This window comes from Pseudomonas sp. NPDC096917 (genome assembly GCF_044762555.1).
Classification (GTDB): domain Bacteria; phylum Pseudomonadota; class Gammaproteobacteria; order Pseudomonadales; family Pseudomonadaceae; genus Aquipseudomonas.
This window is the reverse complement of record NZ_JBIWEO010000006.1, coordinates 80,949-102,155: the sequence shown is the minus strand read 5'-3', so window position 1 is coordinate 102,155 and position 21,207 is coordinate 80,949. Positions and strand designations below refer to the sequence as shown.

At 57.6% G+C, this 21,207-nt stretch carries 20 protein-coding genes; 6 read left to right on the top strand and 14 right to left on the bottom strand.

From position 1 onward, the window contains the following. Nucleotides 1–137 precede the first annotated feature (137 nt). From ACIQYF_RS08920 to ACIQYF_RS08900, 5 genes are all read left to right on the top strand, one after another. Nucleotides 138–1,631, top strand: a complete 1,494-nt coding sequence (locus tag ACIQYF_RS08920; RefSeq protein WP_402859681.1) for an RNA polymerase factor sigma-54 — start codon at nucleotides 138–140, stop codon at nucleotides 1,629–1,631. A 76-nt stretch (nucleotides 1,632–1,707) separates the two neighbouring features. Next, nucleotides 1,708–2,016, top strand: coding sequence for a ribosome hibernation-promoting factor, HPF/YfiA family (gene hpf / locus ACIQYF_RS08915; protein ID WP_402859678.1), 309 nt, complete (start codon nucleotides 1,708–1,710; stop codon nucleotides 2,014–2,016). Nucleotides 2,017–2,028: 12 nt separating this feature from the next. After that, entirely contained in the window at nucleotides 2,029–2,493 is a 465-nt protein-coding gene (gene ptsN / locus ACIQYF_RS08910) for a PTS IIA-like nitrogen regulatory protein PtsN (RefSeq protein ID WP_402859675.1), read from the top strand. 2 nt (nucleotides 2,494–2,495) lie between these two features. After that, nucleotides 2,496–3,353: an RNase adapter RapZ gene (gene rapZ / locus ACIQYF_RS08905; RefSeq protein WP_402859672.1), complete on the top strand. Its 858-nt coding sequence runs from the start codon at nucleotides 2,496–2,498 to the stop codon at nucleotides 3,351–3,353. 16 nt (nucleotides 3,354–3,369) lie between these two features. Further along, nucleotides 3,370–3,642: an HPr family phosphocarrier protein gene (locus ACIQYF_RS08900; protein ID WP_073509554.1), complete on the top strand. Its 273-nt coding sequence runs from the start codon at nucleotides 3,370–3,372 to the stop codon at nucleotides 3,640–3,642. 122 nt (nucleotides 3,643–3,764) lie between these two features. Here ACIQYF_RS08900 and ACIQYF_RS08895 read toward each other — a convergent pair whose 3' ends face one another. The 6 genes from ACIQYF_RS08895 to pmbA all read right to left on the bottom strand — a co-directional run bounded on the left by ACIQYF_RS08895 (nucleotide 3,765) and on the right by pmbA (nucleotide 9,144). Then, entirely contained in the window at nucleotides 3,765–4,658 is an 894-nt protein-coding gene (locus ACIQYF_RS08895; RefSeq protein ID WP_402859667.1) for a ZIP family metal transporter, read from the bottom strand. A 27-nt stretch (nucleotides 4,659–4,685) separates the two neighbouring features. Next, nucleotides 4,686–5,297, bottom strand: coding sequence for a superoxide dismutase (locus ACIQYF_RS08890; protein WP_402859664.1), 612 nt, complete (start codon nucleotides 5,295–5,297; stop codon nucleotides 4,686–4,688). Nucleotide 5,298: 1 nt separating this feature from the next. Then, nucleotides 5,299–5,748: a hypothetical protein gene (locus ACIQYF_RS08885; RefSeq protein ID WP_402859661.1), complete on the bottom strand. Its 450-nt coding sequence runs from the start codon at nucleotides 5,746–5,748 to the stop codon at nucleotides 5,299–5,301. A gap of 33 nt (nucleotides 5,749–5,781) precedes the next feature. After that, nucleotides 5,782–7,158 (bottom strand): class II fumarate hydratase, encoded by a 1,377-nt coding sequence (locus tag ACIQYF_RS08880; RefSeq protein ID WP_402859658.1) that lies wholly within the window; start codon nucleotides 7,156–7,158, stop codon nucleotides 5,782–5,784. Continuing rightward, on the bottom strand, nucleotides 7,151–7,546 hold the full coding sequence (locus ACIQYF_RS08875) for a FagA protein (RefSeq protein WP_402859655.1): 396 nt from the start codon (nucleotides 7,544–7,546) through the stop codon (nucleotides 7,151–7,153). The genes ACIQYF_RS08880 and ACIQYF_RS08875 overlap by 8 nt, the downstream gene beginning before the upstream one ends. A 251-nt stretch (nucleotides 7,547–7,797) precedes the next feature. Then, nucleotides 7,798–9,144 carry a metalloprotease PmbA gene (gene pmbA / locus ACIQYF_RS08870; protein WP_402859652.1) on the bottom strand — a complete coding sequence of 449 codons (1,347 nt, stop codon included), beginning with the start codon at nucleotides 9,142–9,144 and terminating at the stop codon, nucleotides 7,798–7,800. A gap of 107 nt (nucleotides 9,145–9,251) precedes the next feature. On the opposite strand from pmbA, the gene yjgA reads away from it, so the two are divergent. Continuing rightward, on the top strand, nucleotides 9,252–9,773 hold the full coding sequence (yjgA, locus tag ACIQYF_RS08865) for a ribosome biogenesis factor YjgA (RefSeq protein WP_019408849.1): 522 nt from the start codon (nucleotides 9,252–9,254) through the stop codon (nucleotides 9,771–9,773). A gap of 45 nt (nucleotides 9,774–9,818) precedes the next feature. Here yjgA and tldD read toward each other — a convergent pair whose 3' ends face one another. The 8 genes from tldD to mreB all read right to left on the bottom strand — a co-directional run. Then, complete coding sequence (gene tldD / locus ACIQYF_RS08860; protein WP_402859648.1) at nucleotides 9,819–11,261, bottom strand: metalloprotease TldD; 1,443 nt, start codon at nucleotides 11,259–11,261, stop codon at nucleotides 9,819–9,821. A gap of 180 nt (nucleotides 11,262–11,441) precedes the next feature. After that, nucleotides 11,442–12,281: a carbon-nitrogen hydrolase family protein gene (locus ACIQYF_RS08855; protein ID WP_402859645.1), complete on the bottom strand. Its 840-nt coding sequence runs from the start codon at nucleotides 12,279–12,281 to the stop codon at nucleotides 11,442–11,444. 125 nt (nucleotides 12,282–12,406) lie between these two features. Next, complete coding sequence (locus tag ACIQYF_RS08850) at nucleotides 12,407–16,219, bottom strand: YhdP family protein (RefSeq protein ID WP_402859642.1); 3,813 nt, start codon at nucleotides 16,217–16,219, stop codon at nucleotides 12,407–12,409. A 78-nt stretch (nucleotides 16,220–16,297) separates the two neighbouring features. Then, nucleotides 16,298–17,755, bottom strand: a complete 1,458-nt coding sequence (gene rng / locus ACIQYF_RS08845; protein ID WP_402859639.1) for a ribonuclease G — start codon at nucleotides 17,753–17,755, stop codon at nucleotides 16,298–16,300. Between the two features lie 57 nt (nucleotides 17,756–17,812). Continuing rightward, nucleotides 17,813–18,418, bottom strand: coding sequence for a Maf family protein (locus tag ACIQYF_RS08840; RefSeq protein ID WP_402859636.1), 606 nt, complete (start codon nucleotides 18,416–18,418; stop codon nucleotides 17,813–17,815). A 52-nt stretch (nucleotides 18,419–18,470) separates the two neighbouring features. Next, entirely contained in the window at nucleotides 18,471–18,959 is a 489-nt protein-coding gene (gene mreD, locus ACIQYF_RS08835; protein ID WP_402859633.1) for a rod shape-determining protein MreD, read from the bottom strand. Continuing rightward, a complete protein-coding gene (mreC, locus tag ACIQYF_RS08830) occupies nucleotides 18,959–19,981 on the bottom strand; it encodes a rod shape-determining protein MreC (RefSeq protein ID WP_402860129.1) in 1,023 nt (340 codons plus the stop codon). The genes mreD and mreC overlap by 1 nt, the downstream gene beginning before the upstream one ends. A 191-nt stretch (nucleotides 19,982–20,172) precedes the next feature. Beyond that, on the bottom strand, nucleotides 20,173–21,207 hold a 1,035-nt coding region (gene mreB / locus ACIQYF_RS08825; protein WP_402859630.1), incomplete at its 5' end, for a rod shape-determining protein MreB.

Here is a 21,207-nt window from a genome sequence, read left to right as displayed (position 1 = left end):
TAACACAAACTTATTAAAAATGCCCCCTAGGCAAACGCACCGGTTACAGGCATATAATTTGCTTATGTTTGGCGCTCACGCGCCCTTGTAGTGGATGGCGCCATGTGCGCCGGCGAATAAGGTGTTAAGCCCCTGCCATGAAACCATCGCTAGTCCTGAGAATGGGCCAGCAGCTGACAATGACACCTCAGCTGCAACAAGCCATCCGTCTGCTCCAATTGTCGACCCTGGACCTGCAACAGGAAATCCAGGAGGCCCTGGAATCCAATCCGATGCTCGAACGCCAGGAAGATGGCGACGACTTCGATAATGCTGATCCCCTGGCAGACAACATTGAGCAAAAACCCAGTAACGACATTCCGGAACCTTCTTACCAAGAATCCGCGCCGACTGTGGATAACCTGGAAGAAGGCGATTGGAACGAGCGCATCCCTAACGATCTACCTGTCGACACTGCCTGGGAAGACATCTACCAGACCAGCGCCAGCAGCTTGCCAAGCAGCGATGATGACGAGTGGGACTTCACTACCCGCACCTCTGCTGGTGAAAGCCTGCAAAGCCATCTGCTGTGGCAATTGAACCTCGCGCCAATGTCAGACACCGATCGACTGATCGGCGTAACACTCATCGACTGCATCAACAATCAGGGCTACCTCGACGAAACGCTCGAAGAGATCCTGGAAGCCTTTGATCCAGAACTGGACATCGAACTCGACGAGATCGAAGCCGTTCTGCACCGCATTCAGCAATTCGAACCGGCCGGCATTGGTGCGCGCAATCTGGGCGAGTGCCTGCTGCTGCAATTGCGCCAACTGCCCGCGAAAACACCTTGGCTTAACGAAGCTAAGCGCTTGGTGACCGATTACATCGATCTGCTGGGCGCCCGCGACTACAGCCAGTTGATGCGCCGCATGAAGCTCAAGGAAGACGAGCTGCGCCAGGTCATCGAGCTGGTACAAAGCCTGAACCCGCGTCCTGGCTCGCAAATCGAGTCCAGCGAAGCCGAGTACGTCGTTCCTGACGTCATCGTGCGCAAGGACAACGAGCGCTGGCTGGTGGAATTGAACCAGGAGTCGGTGCCGCGCCTGCGGGTCAACCCGCAATACGCAGGTTTCGTACGCCGAGCTGATACCAGCGCCGACAACACCTTCATGCGCAACCAGTTGCAAGAAGCTCGCTGGTTCATCAAAAGCCTGCAGAGCCGCAATGAGACACTGATGAAAGTGGCGACCCAAATCGTCGAGCATCAGCGTGGTTTTCTGGAATATGGTGACGAGGCGATGAAACCGCTGGTCCTGCATGACATTGCAGAAGCCGTCGGCATGCACGAATCGACCATTTCACGGGTGACCACCCAGAAGTTCATGCATACCCCGCGCGGTATTTATGAATTGAAGTACTTTTTTTCGAGTCACGTCAGCACCTCTGAAGGGGGGGAATGCTCGTCCACAGCGATCCGCGCCATCATCAAAAAACTGGTCGCGGCTGAAAATCAGAAAAAGCCGTTGAGTGACAGCAAGATCGCTGGTTTACTGGAGGCACAAGGTATTCAGGTGGCCCGTCGCACCGTAGCCAAGTACCGCGAATCCCTCGGGATCGCGCCTTCAAGCGAGCGGAAGCGTTTGATGTAAGCCACGGGCCACAGCGTTTCAGTGGCAGGCTGCTCAGCCTGTCACTTTATGCAATGGCAACAGAAGGAGAAACTGTATGCAAGTCAACATCAGTGGACAACATCTGGAAGTCACCCAAGCGCTGCGCGACTCGATCAATGACAAATTCGCACGACTGGAGCGCCACTTCGACAAAATCACCAACGTGCAGGTGATTCTTTCTGTTGAAAAACTTCAGCAGAAAATCGAGGCTACTCTCAATATTCACGGTGGAGAGGTTGTCGGTAATGCTGTTCATGAAAACATGTACACCGCCATCGACAACCTCTACGAGAAGCTTGATCGCCAACTGAAAAAGCATAAGGAAAAGACCCAAAGCCTGCTTCAGGGCGCTACGGGTCGTTAATACTCCCTACCCATGATTCAACTTGAAAATATCCTGACCCCCGGCCGTTCCCTGGTGAACGCGCCGGGCGGCAGTAAAAAGAAAGCGCTCGAGCAAATTGCCAACCTGATCAGCCGCGAAGTACCTGATCTGGAACAGCAAGATGTTTTTGAAGCCCTGATCGCCCGTGAAAAACTGGGTTCCACCGGTTTTGGTAACGGCATCGCCATCCCTCATTGCCGCCTCAAGGGTTGCAAGTCGCCCGTTAGCGCCTTGCTGCACCTGGATGCTCCCATAGATTTCGACGCCATCGATGGCGCGCCGGTCGACCTGCTCTTCGTTTTGCTGGTGCCAGAAGCGGCAACCGACGCACACCTGGAACTGCTCCGGCAGATTGCCAGCATGCTCGATCGTAAAGAAGTGCGCGAAAGACTGCGCGAAGCATCTAGCAACCAAGCGTTGTATCAGGTTGTTCTGGACGTACAGAACGGTCATTAATCATGCGCTTAGTCATTGTCAGCGGACGCTCCGGCTCCGGTAAAAGCACTGCCCTGGCCGTCCTCGAAGACAACGGTTTTTACTGCATCGATAACCTGCCTGCCGGATTGCTGCCAGAACTGGCAGAACGCGCGCTGATTCATACCGAATTGGCGCAACCGCTGGTGGCTGTCTCGATCGATGCACGTAACCTGCCCAGTCATTTGTCACGCTTTCCGCAATTGCTTGAAGAAGTGCGCAATCGCCACATCCAGTGCGATGTCCTGTATCTGGATGCAGACGAAGAAACCCTGCTCAAGCGCTTCTCGGAAACCCGTCGGCGTCACCCATTGAGCAGTGCCAGTCGATCATTGGCCGAAGCCATACGCGACGAAACACAGTTGCTCGGATCGATTGCCGACCTGGCCGACCTGACCATCAACACCACCAACCTGAACCTGTATCAGTTGCGCGACACCATTAAATTGCGCCTGCTGAACAAGCCTGAGCCTGGCACTGCCTTTCTGGTTGAGTCGTTTGGCTTCAAGCGCGGCATGCCGGTGGACGCCGACCTGGTGTTTGATGTGCGCTGCCTACCCAATCCATATTGGAAGCCTGAGTTGCGTGAGCAATCCGGGCTGGATCAACCGGTCGCCGACTATCTGGCCGCACAGCCAGATGTCGAAGAGATGTTTCAGGACATCTCCAGCTACCTGCTTAAATGGCTACCCCGCTTTGCTGCCAGCAACCGCGCGTACGTCACCATCGGCATTGGGTGCACGGGCGGCCATCACCGTTCGGTGTACCTGACCGAACGCCTCGGCAAATGCCTGCAAGAAACTCTGAAGAACGTCCAGGTTCGCCACCGCGACCTTACTTGAAAGGATCACCCCCGCGATGCCTGCTCTGGAAATCGAAATCATCAACAAACTGGGTTTGCACGCCCGGGCATCTGCAAAGTTCGTCGGTATCGCAGGCCAATTTCCTTGTCAGATAAGGGCAGGCCGTACACCCGAGTCAATGGTCGACGGCAAGAGCATCATGGCCATGATGATGCTCGCCGCTGGCAAGGGCACTAAAATTCATTTGAAGACCGAGGGTGAGCAAGAGCAGGAAGCACTGGATGCACTGGTCAAGCTCATCAACAACTACTTCGATGAGGGTGAGTAAGCCAACAAACTCTGTAGTCGCTGCCGCAGGCTGCGATAAGGGCCGAAGCACCTTCACTGCTCCGAAGATCACGAGCGCTTAGCGTCCGATCACAGCCTGCGCCAGCGACTAAAGGGATCAGCTCAGCCCAATGCAGTGTCCATCACCATCATCAAGCAGAAGCCGAGACACAACCCCAGGCTAGCCAGCTTTTCGTGGCCATTGCGCCGCGACTCGGGAATGACTTCTTGTGTCACCACCAGCAACATCGCCCCTGCCGCCAAAGCCAGCCCCAACGGCAATAGCACTTCTGCCAAATTGACCAGCCAGGCACAGAGCAACGCAAATACTGGTTCGACCAAGCCCGATGCGGCGCCAATCAAGAACGCCTTGACCCGCGACATGCCAGCACCCGCCAGCACCAAAGCAATCACCAGTCCTTCGGGCACATCCTGCAATGCAATGCCCATCGCCAGGCTATCGGCGTCTGGCATGCCACCACCCGCCGAAACCCCGACCGCCATCCCTTCCGGGATGTTGTGCGCCACAATGGCGAACACAAACAGCCAAATACGAGGCGCAATCACCGGCTCGCCAGGGCGGCTGACAAAGATTTCCGGCCCGACTCCAGAGACCTTTCGATCGACCAGAAACAGGCTCAAAGCCCCCAGCAGAATGCCCGTACTGACCAGACAGCTTGAAGCCCAGGGCGACAGACCGAGATGTTGAGCCGCCGCAATACCCGGCACAATCAGCGAGAACGCCGTGGCTGCCAACATGACGCCTGCCCCAAAACCCAGCAAGCTGTCGCTGAGCGCTATTGGCATTTTTCGGATAACCAACACCGGCACAGCACCCAAGGCGGTACCCAACGCGCATAGCGCACCGCCTTGCAATGCCCGCAACAGTCTCGGCTCAAGGTCCAGCCAGACCAGGCCCTTAGCCACTAGCAGGGCGGTGCCTGCCAATAGCAAGAGCGTGCCCAGCGCATAGCGAAACATTCGCACGCCACCGACCGCTAAAATTTGCGAGCCCATAATCTGCCTGAATCCTTGTGGGTAGGCTTAGGCAATCGCAGAATGATAGCGTTTTGCTACTTCCGGCCAATTAATCACGTTATAAAATGCATTAATGTATTCCGGGCGGCGATTCTGATAACGCAGGTAATAGGCGTGCTCCCACACGTCCAACCCCAAAATCGGAGTATTGCCGCTCATCAGCGGGCTGTCCTGGTTACCACTGCTTTGAACCACCAACTGTTTGTCCGGCGTCACACTGAGCCAGGCCCAACCGCTGCCAAAACGGGTTAAAGCTGCCTTGGTGAAGTTTTCCTTGAAGGTATCCAGGCCACCCAGTTGCTCATCAATCGCCTTGGCCAATGCACCTTCAGGCTGACCACCCCCTTGGGGGCTCATGACTTCCCAAAACAGCGAATGGTTGGCATGCCCGCCGCCCTGGTTGATCACAGCGGCACGCAGTTGCTCAGGTAACTGATGGACGCTGGCGACCAGTTTATCGACCGGCCATTGCGCCCACTCGGTACCATCGACTGCGGCATTGAGGTTATTGATGTAGGTCTGATGGTGCTTGGTGTAGTGAATTTCCATGGTCTGCGCATCAATATGCGGCTCAAGCGCGTCGTAGGCATAAGGCAAAGCAGGCAAGGTGTAAGTCATATCAATGTACTCCTGAGTGATGGCCGCTGACCGTTGAGAACTCGCGGCTCGATTGAGCCACGGTGCTTTTGAGCAACAGGTTGGAGCGCGGGTATTCGCCGTGCTCGCTGATGAAGTTCAAAAGCTCCACATAGGTTTTACTGCTCTGACGCAATGCCGCTTCCCGCAGTGCGGGCGTCAGGCGAGTGTTGTGTATGGTTTGCAGCAAACGCTGGTGAATCGCATAGAGGTACTCAACGCTCTCCTCCGGCTGGTTAAGGCACAAATGCAGATCCGCCAGGTTGTGGTGTGAAATGACGCAGGCCGCCACTGCTTCGTCGGCATCACTCCAGCGCTCGAACAGCACTTGCGCGAGCGCCAGCGCCTGCAAGTAGTGTTCTCGGGCATCGACCAGCTCGCCCTCAGCGAAACAGCGATTGGCTCTTTCGATCGTGCGTTTCCAGTGCTCCATGTGAACCTCCAAAGCAGTGTTTAGGTCGGTAAGTTAAACGCCGCCAGCGGTCAGTTTCTCGGGGTCGAGCAAGACCTCAAGCTGGCTGCGCGGCAAGTCGGTGTATTCAAGGGCGACATCAATCACCGGACGCCCCTGTCGGTAGGCGGTCTTAGCGATCTCGGCGGCTTTCTGGTAGCCGATGATCGGGTTCAGGGCCGTCACCAGAATCGGATTACGCGACAGTGCTTCCTTGAGTTTGGCCTCGTTGACCTTAAAGCTGGCAATGGCCTTGTCGGCCAGCAGGCGGCTGGAATTGGCCAGCAGTTCAATGCTGCTTAGCAGGTTTTGCGCAATGACCGGCAGCATCACGTTCAACTCAAAGTTGCCCGACTGGCCAGCGATGGTGATCACCGTGTCATTGCCGATCACCTGAGCGGCCACCATCGCCGTGGCTTCCGGGATCACCGGATTGACTTTGCCCGGCATGATCGAAGAGCCCGGCTGCAAGGCTTGCAGTTCAATTTCGCCCAGGCCTGCAAGCGGGCCGGAGTTCATCCAGCGCAGGTCATTGGCGATTTTCATCAACGACACGGCCGTCGCTTTAAGTTGGCCCGACACAGAAACCGCCGTGTCCTGCGAGCCGATCAAGGCAAACAGATCTTTGCCGGGTGTGAATTTGACATGGGTCATCGCACTGAGCTGTTGATTGAACAGCCCGGCGAACTGTGGGTGCGCGTTGATCCCCGTACCGACAGCGGTACCGCCCTGGGCCAGAGATTGCAGTGCCGGTTGCAGGTTGTGCAGGTGTTCGATATTGGCTTTGAGTTGCTGCGCCCAGCCATTGAGCACTTGGCTCATGCGTACCGGCATGGCGTCCATCAAGTGCGTACGGCCTGTTTTAACGTAGACGTGAACCTGCTCGGCCTTGTGTTCGATCACCTGCACCAGATGCGTAAGCGCTGGCAGCAGTTCCTCATGCAGCCCCAAGGCGGCGCTGACATGGATCGTGGTGGGAATGATGTCGTTACTGCTTTGCCCGCAGTTGACGTGATCGTTAGGGTTGACCACTTCACCCAGCACCCGCGTCGCCAGGGTGGCGATCACTTCGTTGGCGTTCATGTTGGAACTGGTGCCCGAACCCGTCTGGAAAATATCCACCGGAAAGTGCTCCATGAAATCGCCCGCCAGCAGGATCTGCGTGGCCTCGACGATGGCACTGCCCTGCGCTTCGCTGATTTGTTTGAGCTCAACGTTGGCCTTGGCGGCAGCAGCCTTGGCCAGAATCAGTGCGCGAATGAATTGCGCAGGCATACGTTGATGACTGATCGGGAAGTTATCGACTGCACGTTGAGTTTGTGCGCCATACAGCGCCGCCTCAGGGACGTGCAATTCACCCATGCTGTCACGTTCGATACGCGTATTACTCATCAGGAAATCCTTGCAGCAGTTCTGTTAAAGAAATTGATGGTTCAAGTTCGCAGGTCGCCAATTGCCAGGCACAGCTTTGCCAGCGCTTGAGGCGGCACTTGCACAGGGCTTGATTTTCCATGTCGCGCAGCGGCCGCCACGCATGGTCCAGGCACAGGGTGCGCCACTGCCAGGGCAAGGCCGTATCGGACGCCGTATCCAGCAACAGGCGGAACGAGGTGACAGCAATCTTCCACGAGGAGGTCGCCGTGCAACCGGCAAGATAGCGGCCTTCGGTAAGGTAATGCTCAATCAGACGAGGCTCGTCTGGCGCAAGCCCACAACGGATCTGACGGCTCATCCAGCGCCAGCTTTCCAGATAGGGGCCTTCATGCAAGGCTGAACTCATGATCTAGGCTCGCTCGATAATGAGATTCATTATTAAGCGATATTGATTATCAAAACAAGCCTACTTAAGGTGCAGAGCCCGTTTTGCCCATTAGCGAGCAAAGATCTTGCAGGCGCGAGCTTGCTCCTACCGTTTCAGTGTCAGTGCACGCTAAAACAGGTGCAGGACCAAAGTCCCCGCGGCAATTGGACCGCGCACAAAAAAGGCGTATCCCTCAACAGGGATACGCCTTGGTGTCGCGCTGAAGAGGCTTAGCTGCCCGCCACCATCATGCGTTCGATCAGCACGGAGCCGGTGCGAATGTTGCTGCGCAGTTCCAGGTCATTACCCACGGCAACGATCTGTTTGAACATGTCGCGCATGTTGCCCGCGATGGTGACTTCTTGAACCGGGAACTGGATCTCGCCATTTTCGACCCAGAAACCCGCCGCCCCCCGGGAGTAATCGCCCGTCACCATATTCAGGCCGCTCCCCATCAACTCGGTCACGAACAAGCCTCGCCCCATGCGACGGATCAATGCGGCCTGGTCTTCATCGCCATGGGTCACGAACAGGTTGTGCACGCCGCCCGCGTTGGCGGTGCTGGGCAGGCCCAGTTTGCGACCCGAGTAAGTACTGAGAATGTAGGACACCAGTTCGCCGTCTTTGATGAACGGTTTGGCATAGGTGGCCAGACCATCGTTGTCGAATGACGAACTGCCCATGGCGCGCATCAGGTGCGGACGCTCATCCAGTGTCAGCCACTCAGGGAAAATCTGTTGCCCCAATGCATCCAGCAAGAAGGACGATTTGCGGTACAGGTTGCCACCCGAAATCGCGCCCAAAAGGCCGCCGAACAACCCACCCGCCAGTTCCGCAGAAAACAACACCGGAACTTCGCAGGTTGGCACCGGGCGTGAGCCCAGACGACGAGCCGCACGCTCAGCCGCACGCTGGCCAATGCTGGCCGCGTCCATCAGCAATTCACCCTGGCAATTAACGTCATACCAGTAGTCACGTTGCATTTGGCCGTCGCCTTCAGCGATCATCACGCAGCTCAGGCTGTGGCGGGTCGACGCCGAACCGCCGATAAAGCCGTTGCTGTTGCCGTACACGCGGCAACCTTGATGCGTGCTAAGCGTGGTGCCATCTGCGTTTTTGATTCGGCTGTCAGCGTCAAAAGCGGCTGCTTCACACGCCAGTGCTTTTTCGATGGCCTGTTCCGGGGTGATGTCCCACGTGTGGAACACATCAAAATCCTTGAGATCGCGCGCCATCAGGCTGGCATCGGCCAGGCCCGAGCTTTCGTCTTCGGAAGTGTGCCTGGCAATCGCCAAGGCTGCGGCAACCGTTTCGCGAATCGCGTCTGGGCCGGTGGCCGAGGTGCTGGCCGAGCCTTTGCGCTGACCCACATACAGCGTGATGCCAAAACCCTGGTCACGATTGAACTCAACGGTTTCAACTTCGCGCTGACGTACAGAGGTCGACAGGCCCTGCTCCAGCGACACGGCAACTTCACAGGCGCTGGCCCCCTGGCGCTTGGCTTCGGCGATGATTTGCTCGACCTGCTGCTGCAGTGCTGGCAAGGCCTGCGGGCCGACGCTTTGTACTGCACTCATGGTTTTCTCCACTCAAATTCTGTTTTCGGTAGGGCCGCCGAGCGACCGGGCCGGACAAGCGGCCCCCGACTGGTTATCATGGCGGCGTTTCTTTGCGGACTGCCACCATGGTTGATTCTTACGACGACGCCTTCGACGGCGAAAAAAGCAAAACACAGGTCAAAAAAGAGCTGCATGCTCTGGTTGATCTGGGCGAGCGTCTCACGACTCTCAAGCCTGATTTGCTGAACAAAATGCCTTTGACTGACGCAATGCGCAAGGCTCTGGCAGATGCTCCAAAACACACGGCTCACATTGCGCGCAAGCGCCATATGATGTTCATCGGCAAACTGATGCGCGATCAACCGCTTGACGAAATTCTTGCGTTGATCGATCAAGTCGATGCCTCTTCTCGCCAATACAACGAACGTTTCCACAACCTCGAACGCTGGCGTGATCGCCTGATCGAAGGCGACGACGCGGTACTGGAAAAGTTTGTTGCCGAGTTTCCTGAGGCTGATCGCCAGCAAATGCGCTCGATCATACGTCAGGCCAAACACGAACTGGCTCATAACAAGGCACCGGCTTCAAGCCGCAAATTGTTCAAGTACATTCGTGGGTTGGACGAGACACAACGCGGTCTGCGTTAAATCTCGTACGCGGGTGGGTTGCCCTGCAACCCACCCACTCCCCCATCAACCGCCCGTACCGCCTACTGTAATCGCGTCAATCTTCAAGGTTGGCTGACCAACGCCGACCGGCACCGACTGCCCATCCTTGCCACACGTGCCTACGCCACTGTCCAGCGACAGATCGTTACCGACCATCGACACTTTGCTCATCGCTTCCGGCCCATTGCCAATCAGGGTCGCGCCTTTGACTGGGCGGGTGATTTTGCCGTCTTCGATCAAGTAAGCCTCGCTGGTGGAGAACACAAACTTGCCGCTGGTAATGTCGACCTGACCACCGCCCAGATTCGCGCAATAGATGCCTTTCTTCACCGAAGCGATGATTTCGGCTGGATCGCTTTCGCCGCCCAGCATGTAGGTGTTGGTCATGCGTGGCATCGGCAGGTGCGCGTACGATTCGCGACGGCCATTACCGGTACGCGCAACGCCCATCAAGCGCGCGTTGAGCTTGTCTTGCATGTAGCCTTTGAGCACGCCGTTTTCAATCAGCGTGGTGCATTCAGTCGGGGTGCCTTCGTCATCGACGCTCAACGAGCCACGACGACCGGCCAACGTACCGTCATCGACAATAGTGCATAGCTTGGACGCAACCATTTCGCCCATGCGACCGCTGTAGGCTGAGCTGCCCTTGCGGTTGAAGTCGCCTTCCAGACCATGCCCGACCGCTTCATGCAGCAATACGCCGGACCAGCCCGAACCCAAGACCACCGGCATGGTGCCCGCAGGTGCCGGTACGGCTTCGAGGTTGACCAGCGCCTGGCGCAACGCCTCACGGGCATACCCCATGGCACGATCGTCCGCCAGGAAGTAGCGGTAGTCGGTACGCCCGCCGCCGCCATGACCGCCGCGCTCGCGACGGCCATTCTGCTCAACGATCACACTCACGTTGAAACGTACCAGCGGCCGTACATCAGCAGCCAGGCCGCCGTCGGTGGAGGCCACCAGAATGCGCTCCCAAACCCCGGCCATGCTCACAGTCACTTGCTGAATACGCGGATCAAGGGCACGGGTGGCCGCATCGACGCGTTTGAGCAGCTCGACCTTCTCGGCACGGCTGATGACTTCCAGCGGGTTGTCCGGGGCATACAACTGAGCCACGTCTTGCGTGGTAAAAGCTTGCACGGTGCCGTTTTGCCCGGCGCGAGAAATGGAACGGGCAGCCCGCGCCGCCAGCCCCAAGGCGTCCAGCGTGATGGCGTTGCTGTAGGCAAAACCGGTTTTCTCGCCCGACTGGGCGCGTACGCCAACCCCTTGGTCGAGGTTAAAGCTGCCTTCTTTGACGATGCCATCTTCCAGTGCCCAGGATTCGGAAATCTGGCCCTGAAAATACAAATCTGCCGCATCAATCCCAGGTCCGGCCAGGTCGCCCAACACGCTTTGCAGGCTTTCGATGGTGACACCGCCCGGTGCCAACAGGTGTTCGCTGACTGAGGTCAACAACTCGCTCATATTCACTCCGTCTTGACCCCTGCCTCAGCATCTTTGAGTGCTGAACCCACGGGCCTGAAAATTACTGTGGGAGCCGGCTTGCTGGCGATGCAGACCACTCGATCTGATTGTTTCACCGCAGTGAAGCGATCGCTGGCATGCCAGCTCCCACAAAAAATGCATCTAACCTAAACAAGGGTTTTAAACGTGCTTCTGTGCACCCTGCGAAAAAAATCGCCGATGATCAACCACCGGCATGCGTGCCCTGATGGCCGCTTGTTCGACACTGTCTCGCTCGGCCAACACTACACCCTCCCCTTGCGCCTGCTGTGCCAAAACTCGGCCCCACGGATCGACAATCGCAGCATGCCCGTAAGTTTCGCGCGGGCCAGGATGAACGCCACCCTGCGCGGCCGCCAGCACATAACACTGAGTTTCAATGGCCCGAGCGCGAATCAGAATGTCCCAGTGTGCAGCCCCGGTAACGGCAGTAAAGGCCGACGGTGCGGTAATCAACTCAGCCCCGGCTGCCCGCAACTCGCTGTACAACTCAGGGAAGCGCAGGTCATAGCAAACGCTCAGGCCCAACTTGCCAACCGGCGTGTCGGCCACCACCACGCGCGATCCTGGCGCATAGTCATCGGATTCACGGTAACGGCCACGGCTGTCAGAGACATCCACATCAAACAGGTGCAGCTTGTCGTATCGGGCGGCCTGCTCGCCGTCAGCATTGATCAACAATGAACAGGCATTAACCTTGGCGTCCGGTTGCCCAGCAGGCGGCAGCGCCAATGTGCCCGCCACTATCCATAACCTGAGGTCGCGAGCGGTCTGTTTCAACCATGGCAGAATCGGGCCTTCACCCACTGCCTCAGCACGACCAATATCGGCAATATCACGTCGCCCCATGGCGGCAAAGTTTTCAGGCAACACGGCGAGCTGCGCGCCTCGTTCGGCGGCCTCTTCCAGCAGGCGCCGGGCCTGAGCCAGATTGGCCAGCACATCGCTCTGGCTAACCATTTGAATCACTGCAAGCGACATGCGAACTCCCAATAGACATTAGACCGATGCCCCGTAGGAGCTGGCGAAGGCTGCAATCTGTTGATCTTCAAAGATCGCCCCCTTCGCCCCCCCCTACAGAGGTTGATGCCAGCGTCATGCTACTCCTAGTTCTTCTCGAAAGGCTTGTCGAAGGTGATTTTGGGCTCGTTCCACGGGCCTTGAATGCTGTATTGCACGCTGGCAAAGCGCGACACCTGGTCACCGATCAGCTTGTTGAGCAAGAACATGGCCCCACCGGCCGCCGGCCCACCCACCAGCAGTGCCGCCAGAGGCAGGTTGTTGGTCACCGGTAGCGTCACCAGCAGCTTGGCGTCAACTTGGTCGGTGACCATGTTCAACGTGCCCTTGAGTTCAAGGTTAGTCGACGGCCCCGTCATAAGGATCGGCGTGGTGGTGCGGTATACACCCTTGCTGGCACTCAGGAATCCCTTGACCCGGTCGTAGCTCAAGCCTTTGCCAAATAGATCCGAGAAGTCCAGACGCAGGCGCCGGCCGATGGCGTTGAAGTTCAGCAGACCAAAAATACGCACGACTTGGGTGCTGCCATCTACCTCGACAAACTGACCTTTATTCAGCGTTGCATCCAGTGTGCCGGAGAACCGATTGAGGCCGATCCAGGCCGGTGAGCCCGGCCATTTGCCGTCGACGTCCACATGGAAGTTCTCACTGGTCACGCTTGGCGCAAAGCCCCAGCCCTTTAGCACATTAGCCAGATTGCCACCGCCCAGACGGCCTTTGTACCAACTGTTGCTGTTACCCGCGCTGCCTTCCCAACCGCCCGAGCCTTCCAGCAATAAGCCCTTGAGGCCCAGGCTCAGGTTATTGAGATTGATCCCGCGGCTGGTCGGCCGTATGTTCAACGACCAGGCACCCAACAAATCAGCCCCCTGATAAAGCTGACGAATGATGATGTCCAGCGCCGGGATTTTACGCGGATCGACCGAGGCCAGAGGGTCCGGAGCGTTCACATCCGTGACTGTTTTGGGATCAGGCGCCGGCAGGCGAATGGTCTGCATCGTCACTCTTATCGGCGCATTCTTCGCATCGGGCAGCGTAACGGAGCCTGTGGCCTGTTTGCTGTCGATCTGTAGCCCCCAAGATGCCGCACTGCGCCTCATCTGCAGTTGCACCTGGTCGAGCTGAGTGCCAAAAGCGATGAGCTTGCCCACCTTGAAATCAGCACTGCTAAGCAGTTGCTTGGCGCTGCCACCCGGGTCTTTGCCGGCATAGCGCTCGACCAGCGCCTGCCACGGGGCAACATCCAGCTCAGACAGCACGCCGCGAATACGCAAACCTTTGGTCGTCGGCAGCACAGGGTCGCCATCGCCCAGAAACAACTCACCACGCCCCTCGTCAAACTTGCCGCTGGGTGCAGCAAAGGTCAGGTTGGCCAGATCACCGTAATCAAACCAGTAACGGCGCTCAGCCCCTTGCAACGTCATGCGGAACACGGTGTTGCGGCTCTCATTGGCGGCAAGGCCAAACGGTGCGGGCAAGTCGATGACCGCCCCCTTGAGGTTGGAACTGACACGCATCTGACTGTCTGCGCCGTCCAGTGTGAGCTGCAACTGATAAGGCAGATTGCCAGACACCGGAATCGGCTGGTTGAACTTGAGCCAGTCAGTCAGCTTTTTAACCCCGACCTGACCGCTCGCCACCAGTCGGGTACTGATCTTGCCCGGCTTGCCGTCAGCAAAAATCTGCGCCGTGATCGGCTGATCGAAGGCCCGCGCGCTGATACCTTTGCCGCTCAACCCTTTGGCGCTGTCAAAGCGAAAATCACCCTTGAGTTGCGTCAACTCCAGCTCGGGCTCGCTGATTTTCAAGCGGGCTTTGTCCGTGGCGAAGTCCACCACGATTTTCGGCTCCACGCTTTTCTCCAGCGGGATGTCGAGGTCAACCCGACCTTTTAGCGAACCTTCGCCTTGCCACCCGGCGAACGTCGACTCGGTCCCAATCGGCGCTTCCTGCAAAATTTTCAGACCATCACCCAGCCTGCCGTCGAAATCCCCATCCAAAAACAGATGGCTGACTTTTCCGCTCAGGACATGGGGAATATTGACGGCGACATTGCGCACCTGGGTATCGAGCAACTGGCCTTTGCTGGCCATGATCCGAACGCCGCTGTCTTCGATAAATACGTCACCGGACACATTGCGCACATGCGGCCAACCCGGTTGAAAGGCCAGTTCGGCGCCGTGAACCTTGAAGAACAGGCTGATATTGCGCGCCGCGGCGACGGCATCGTGGTTGAGCGAGCCCTGATACTGAAAAAAGCCTTCTTCAACAGCCCCCTTGATAATCGCAGTGCTCAGCCATTGGGTAAGCGCCGGGCTCAACACTTCGGGCAGGTATTTGGGGGTGAATCGGCCATCGCCATCGGTCAGGCCGACACGCAGATCCATGTAGTCTTCTTCGGAATGATCCATATGGATACGGATCAAGAAGTCGGCGGCAATCTTGCCCTCTTCGCCCAGCACTTTGATGTAGGGCGCGATCAGGGTGAAGCGGTTCTGGTCCAGCGTCCATTTGAGCAAGGCGTTGGCTTGCTGATACTGCCAGGGCTTGGCGAAGATCGGGTCCAGGTGCAGTGAAAAGTCTTTGCTATCCAGTCGCAGTTCGCCCTTGCCCAAGTCGCCGCTGATCAAACCACTGACGTTGCGTGCAGCCGGTGCACCGTGGGTGGCATTGAAACCGACTTGTTGCAAATTAGCGGCAAAGCTGATTTTTTGATCGTCTGTGGCATTGGGGCGATAGTCAGCCAGTACATTGCGCAACGTGCCGGTGACACTCAGTTGATCAATAACCTTGGCCACCGCTTCCGGCACCGGCGCCAGGGAGTCCATCAAAGGCGTGATCGGCGTGAGGTCCAGATGATCGGCCTGCAAGTGCCAGCGTTCCTGCTCGGCGTCCGTTGCGGCGAACTGCTGCAACTGCATCCGGGTTTCCCAACGTTTATCGCCGAGGCTCATCGCCAATGAATCAAGCACTACAGTGAAACCCTGCTGGCCGCGCTGCACCCAGGCATGCAGCGCCAGGTTTTCAATCGCCTCGGGGTTGCGATCTGCGAAGGCCCCCTTGAACTTAGGCGCATTCAAGCGCGCAACCGCGCTTTGTACGGTGCCCTTGCCCCAGTTGAACCAAAATTCACCACCGGCTTTGAATTCAGACACTTTCCAGGGCTGAATCAGACTGGCGGGCAGCCATTTCGCCCAATCACTTTGCGGCAGGCTGACATAAGCCTGGGCCGCGCCATCACGCCAGCGGCTGGCTTGTACCTGGGTCTTGAGGCTGACCGCAACAGGCTGCCCATCGGGCAAGGTCAAACGTGCATCGAGGCGCTGATCCGACGCGCCGACGTCCAGCGTCAGCCCGACATAAGTCAGGGTCAATGGCGCTTGTTTGTAAGGTTCGAGGGTGACTTGACTGTCGAGCACGGAAACCCGCGCCACCCGCTGCAATTGATTCAGCAGTTGTTCGGGGTCAAGCGGCTGGTCGTCCTGTACGGGCAAGCCTTCAAGCGCCCAGTGACCGTCCTGGCCCTGATGCACGCTCAGGTTCAGGCCATCCAGTTGCACATGGGCAAGACGAATATCGCGATTCAGCAGGCTGGCCCAGACATCAGGCACCACCTGCACTTCATCCAGACGCAGGGCACTGTTGCCCTCGCCAACCATCACGTCATGCGCCAGCAGCACTGGGGCCATGCCTTTCCATCGGCCTTCGAGGCTGCCGATGGTCAACGGCATGCCCAAGGCATCACGGGCTTTGGTCTGGATTTCTACGCGGTATTCAGCAATCAGTGGCGTCAGCTCGCGGCCCAGGCTGACGTACAGCGCCATGAGTACCAGAACCAAGGCAACTAGACCGAATCCCCAGCGGGTCAGCGCGGCAAAAAAGCGCGGTAGACGCTCCATGTCAGGTGGCCCCTATAGTGATGGTCAGAGGGGCTGATACATCCAGCCCCCGGTCATACAGGCATGACTTCAGATACTTCAGAGCAGTACCACGTCGTATTGTTCCTGCGAGTACATGGTTTCGACCTGAAAACGAATCGTACGGCCAATAAACCCTTCCAGTTCTGCAACGTTGCCTGATTCTTCGTCCAGCAAACGATCAACAACTCTCTGGCTGGCTAATACACGATAGCCAACGGCTTGATAGGCGCGGGCCTCTCGGAGAATTTCACGGAAGATTTCGTAGCAAATGGTTTCAGGGGTTTTCAATTTGCCACGGCCCTGGCAGCACACGCAGGGTTCGCACAGCACTTGCTCCAGGCTTTCACGGGTACGTTTGCGGGTCATCTGCACCAGACCCAACTCGGTTATCCCGATGATGTTGGTCTTGGCATGATCGCGTTCGAGCTGTTTTTCGAGGGTGCGAAGCACCTGACGCTGGTGCTCTTCATCTTCCATGTCGATGAAGTCGATGATGATGATGCCGCCCAGATTGCGCAGGCGCAGTTGCCGGGCAATGGCGGTGGCTGCTTCGAGGTTGGTCTTGAAGATGGTTTCTTCAAGGTTGCGATGGCCGACAAACGCGCCAGTATTGACGTCGATGGTGGTCATGGCTTCTGCCGGATCGACCACCAGATAGCCGCCCGACTTGAGCGGAACCTTGCGGTCCAGCGCTTTCTGGATTTCACCTTCCACGCCGTACAGGTCGAAAATAGGCCGCTCACCCGGGTAATGCTCGAGACGGTCTGCAATTTCCGGCATCAGTTCAGCCACAAACTGAGTGGTCTTCTGGAAGGTTTCGCGTGAATCGATACGAATTTTTTCAATCTTGGGGCTGACCAGATCCCGCAAGGTGCGCAGCGCGAGGCCCAAATCTTCGTAGATCACACTCGGGGCGCCAGCGGTTTTGATCTGCAAACCGATCTGATCCCACAGGCGGCGCAAGTAGCGAATGTCCATGAGGATCTCATCCGCCCCGGCCCCTTCGGCTGCCGTGCGCAGGATAAACCCGCCCGCTTCCTTGATGCCTTCTTGCGCCACGCAGTCACTGACCACCTGTTTCAGGCGCTCACGTTCGGCCTCGTCTTCGATTTTCAGCGAAATGCCGACATGCGCCGTACGCGGCATGTACACCAGATAACGCGAAGGAATCGACAGTTGGGTCGTCAGGCGCGCGCCCTTTGAGGCAATCGGGTCTTTGGTGACTTGCACCACCAGACTCTGACCTTCGTGCACCAGTGCACTGATGCTCTCAACGGCCTGACCTTCACGCAGGGAAATCTCGGAGGCGTGAATAAAGGCTGCACGGTCCAGCCCAATATCGATAAAAGCGGCCTGCATGCCGGGCAAAACCCTGACCACCTTGCCTTTGTAAATGTTGCCAACAATGCCACGGCGCTGGGTACGCTCGACATGCACCTCTTGCAGAACACCGTTCTCTACCACCGCCACGCGCGATTCCATCGGCGTGATGTTGATCAGGATCTCTTCACTCATGGCTGGGTCTCGTTCAGGCGTCATCACATTAGTGCCAAGTCACGTAGGGCGCGGTGTTCAGCGCACGGTAAGGTTTTGCCAGCAAGGTATGCCAAATTGCCCGAGCAGCTCTGCAGTTTCGCAGACGGGCAACCCCACAACGCCGGAATAGCTGCCATTGAGGCCGGCGACAAACACCGCGGCCAAACCCTGAATGGCGTATCCACCGGCTTTATCCTGCGGTTCTCCGCTGGCCCAATAGAGGGCGGCTTCTTGCTGACTGATGCTTCTAAAACTGACCCGGCTGCGCACCACTCGGGTTTCGCAGCGCTCGGCCTCAATAATGGCAATGGCCGTCCATACTTCGTGCTCCCGGCCAGATAACGCCATGAGCATAGCCAAGGCATCTGCCTCGTCGACCGGCTTGCCGAGAATCTGTTCGTCCAGCACCACGGCCGTGTCGGCGCCCAAGACGCAAAATGCGGTGTCAGGGTTCGTTGTCAGCAGGTGCTCACGCCCGGCCCGGGCCTTTTCTTGCGCCAGGCGCTCAACATAGGCCACAGGGGATTCGTCAGGGAGAGGGGTTTCGTCAATCGAGGCACTGACCACACTGAACGGCACGCCGATTTGAGTCAGTAACTCGCGTCGGCGCGGTGAGCCAGAGGCCAGAAAAAGCGGAGTCATCAAGACATCTCCCTGTCGAGGTGCACAAACCAGGAAATGGCTCGCGATTGCATTAATTGATTTTGAAGCGTCGGCGCAACCCACGCAGCCCGTAACTGACCCACGGCCAAAGCAAGGCACTGACCAACGCAGGCAATACCAGCGCCAGAGTTGGCTGACGATTACCGGTCAAGGCGCTGAGCCATAGCTGCGCCAATTGAGCCAAACCAAAAATCACCAGAATGACCAAGCTTTGCTGCCACATCGGGAACGTACGCAAACGCTGCTGAAGCGACAACACCAAAAAGGTGATGAGGGCCAAAATCAAGGCGTTCTGACCAAGCAAAGTGCCATATAACACGTCTTCTGTCAGGCCCAGGCACCACGCGGTGACCATGCCTACCTTGTGCGGCAAGGCCAACGCCCAGAACGCCAGCAACAAGGCCAGCCACAACGGACGCAGGACTTCCATGAACTGCGGCAATGGAGAAACGCTGAGCAACAGGCCAATGGCAAATGTCAGCCAGACAATCCAGCCATTGTGCGAATGATTACCCGCCATTATTGCCCCTCCCGAGTAGTGGCCGGCGCAGTGGCTGGCGGCTTGGCTGCGCCAGAACCTGGTTTTTTCACCACCTTGTGATCAACCGCAGCCGGGGCAGGCACCGCCGCCGGGGCGGCAGCCGGAGTTGCCGGTGCAGGCACTGGCGTGACTGGTTTAGGCACGGTTGCAGGCACAATCGGTGGCGCTTCGCCCTTTTGCTCAGCCTCTTGGGCTTGAGCCGCGTCATTGGCGCGCTCTTCCGGGGTTCGACTGTCACTGAACACCAGCAACAGATAGCGGCTGCGGTTCAAGGCGGCGGTCGGAACGGCGCGCACGATGGCAAATGGCTGGCCAGAGTCATGAATGACTTCTTTAACGGTCGCTACCGGGTAACCGGCCGGGAATCGCTGGCCCAAACCAGAGCTGACCAGCAGGTCGCCTTCTTTGATGTCGGCTGTATCGGCCACGTGACGCAGTTCGAGGCGCTCGGGGTTACCCGTGCCACTGGCAATCGCGCGCAGACCGTTGCGGTTCACCTGCACCGGGATGCTGTGGGTGGTGTCGGTGAGCAACAGTACACGCGAGGTGTACGGCATCAGCTCAACCACCTGCCCCATCAACCCGCGGGCATCGAGTACCGGCTGCCCCAGCACAACACCGTCGCGCTCACCCTTGTTGATGATGATGCGGTGGGTAAAGGGATTGGGGTCCATACCGATCAACTCGGCCACTTCTACCTTTTCGTTGACCAAGGCAGAGGAGTTCAGCAACTCGCGCAGGCGAACGTTCTGCTCGGTCAAGGCGGCCAGCTTTTGCATACGGCCTTGAAGCAGAAGGTTTTCAGTTTTGAGTTTCTCGTTCTCAGCCACCAGCTCAGTGCGACTGCCGAATTGGCTGGCAACCCCCTGAAACAGGCGTTGCGGCAAATCGGTAATCCAATAAGTCTGCATCAGCACCAGCGACATTTGACTGCGCACTGGCTTGAGCAACGTAAAGCGGGCATCAACCACCATCAGCGCGACCGATAGCACGACCAGCACTAGAAAGCGCACGCCCAATGAGGGGCCTTTGGAGAAGAGCGGTTTAATAGGCCGCTCCTCCGGGGCAAGTGTTCAATGTATTCATACGGCGTCAAAGCGGCCTGGATGAAGATTGACAGAAGATAAACGCCAAAAGGCAGCACTGCAAAGTGCTACCTTCTGGTGATAACCATAGGACTGCACCAACGATCTTATTCGCTGGAAAGCAGGTCCATCGTGTGTTTATCCATCATTTCCAGCGCACGGCCACCACCACGAGCAACGCACGTCAGCGGGTCTTCGGCAACAATCACCGGCAGGCCAGTTTCCTGGGACAGCAACTTGTCGAGGTCACGCAGCAAGGCGCCCCCCCCTGTCAGTACCAGACCGCGCTCGGCGATGTCCGAAGCCAGCTCAGGTGGAGACTGCTCCAGTGCGCTTTTCACGGCCTGAACGATGGTTGCCAGCGACTCTTGCAGAGCCTCAAGCACTTCATTGGAGTTCAGGGTGAAAGCACGTGGAACACCTTCAGCCAGGTTACGGCCACGTACGTCGACTTCACGCACCTCACCACCTGGGTAGGCGGTGCCGATTTCCTGCTTGATGCGCTCAGCGGTGGATTCACCGATCAGGCTGCCGTAGTTACGACGCACATAGGTGATGATCGCTTCGTCGAAACGATCGCCGCCGACCCGCACGGACTCAGCGTAAACCACGCCGTTCAGGGAGATCAGAGCGATTTCAGTGGTGCCACCACCGATATCGACCACCATCGAACCGCGCGCTTCTTCAACCGGCAGGCCTGCACCGATGGCCGCAGCCATGGGTTCTTCGATCAGGAACACTTCGCGGGCACCGGCACCGAGTGCCGATTCACGAATGGCGCGACGCTCGACCTGAGTCGATTTGCACGGTACGCAAATCAAAACCCGAGGGCTTGGCTGCAGAAAGCTGTTTTCGTGCACTTTATTGATGAAGTACTGCAACATCTTTTCGCAGACACTGAAGTCGGCAATCACGCCATCCTTCATCGGACGAATGGCTGCAATGTTGCCCGGTGTACGGCCGAGCATGCGCTTGGCCTCGGTGCCGACGGCAACGACACTTTTCTGGTTACCGTGCGTCCGAATAGCCACAACTGATGGCTCATTCAGGACGATACCGCGCTCACGCACGTAAATAAGGGTGTTGGCAGTGCCCAGGTCGATGGAAAGATCGCTGGAAAACATGCCACGCAGTTTCTTGAA

Excerpts from the sequence above, each read along its gene's own strand:
- ACIQYF_RS08920 (WP_402859681.1), top strand. The coding sequence starts at position 138 with ATGAAACCATCGCTAGTCCTGAGAATGGGCCAGCAGCTGACAATGACA.
- hpf (WP_402859678.1), top strand. The coding sequence starts at position 1,708 with ATGCAAGTCAACATCAGTGGACAACATCTGGAAGTCACCCAAGCGCTG.
- ptsN (WP_402859675.1), top strand. The coding sequence starts at position 2,029 with ATGATTCAACTTGAAAATATCCTGACCCCCGGCCGTTCCCTGGTGAAC.
- rapZ (WP_402859672.1), top strand. The coding sequence starts at position 2,496 with ATGCGCTTAGTCATTGTCAGCGGACGCTCCGGCTCCGGTAAAAGCACT.
- ACIQYF_RS08900 (WP_073509554.1), top strand. The coding sequence starts at position 3,370 with ATGCCTGCTCTGGAAATCGAAATCATCAACAAACTGGGTTTGCACGCC.
- ACIQYF_RS08895 (WP_402859667.1), bottom strand. The coding sequence starts at position 4,658 with ATGGGCTCGCAAATTTTAGCGGTCGGTGGCGTGCGAATGTTTCGCTAT.
- ACIQYF_RS08890 (WP_402859664.1), bottom strand. The coding sequence starts at position 5,297 with ATGACTTACACCTTGCCTGCTTTGCCTTATGCCTACGACGCGCTTGAG.
- ACIQYF_RS08885 (WP_402859661.1), bottom strand. The coding sequence starts at position 5,748 with ATGGAGCACTGGAAACGCACGATCGAAAGAGCCAATCGCTGTTTCGCT.
- ACIQYF_RS08880 (WP_402859658.1), bottom strand. The coding sequence starts at position 7,158 with ATGAGTAATACGCGTATCGAACGTGACAGCATGGGTGAATTGCACGTC.
- ACIQYF_RS08875 (WP_402859655.1), bottom strand. The coding sequence starts at position 7,546 with ATGAGTTCAGCCTTGCATGAAGGCCCCTATCTGGAAAGCTGGCGCTGG.
- pmbA (WP_402859652.1), bottom strand. The coding sequence starts at position 9,144 with ATGAGTGCAGTACAAAGCGTCGGCCCGCAGGCCTTGCCAGCACTGCAG.
- yjgA (WP_019408849.1), top strand. The coding sequence starts at position 9,252 with ATGGTTGATTCTTACGACGACGCCTTCGACGGCGAAAAAAGCAAAACA.
- tldD (WP_402859648.1), bottom strand. The coding sequence starts at position 11,261 with ATGAGCGAGTTGTTGACCTCAGTCAGCGAACACCTGTTGGCACCGGGC.
- ACIQYF_RS08855 (WP_402859645.1), bottom strand. The coding sequence starts at position 12,281 with ATGTCGCTTGCAGTGATTCAAATGGTTAGCCAGAGCGATGTGCTGGCC.
- ACIQYF_RS08850 (WP_402859642.1), bottom strand. The coding sequence starts at position 16,219 with ATGGAGCGTCTACCGCGCTTTTTTGCCGCGCTGACCCGCTGGGGATTC.
- rng (WP_402859639.1), bottom strand. The coding sequence starts at position 17,755 with ATGAGTGAAGAGATCCTGATCAACATCACGCCGATGGAATCGCGCGTG.
- ACIQYF_RS08840 (WP_402859636.1), bottom strand. The coding sequence starts at position 18,418 with ATGACTCCGCTTTTTCTGGCCTCTGGCTCACCGCGCCGACGCGAGTTA.
- mreD (WP_402859633.1), bottom strand. The coding sequence starts at position 18,959 with ATGGCGGGTAATCATTCGCACAATGGCTGGATTGTCTGGCTGACATTT.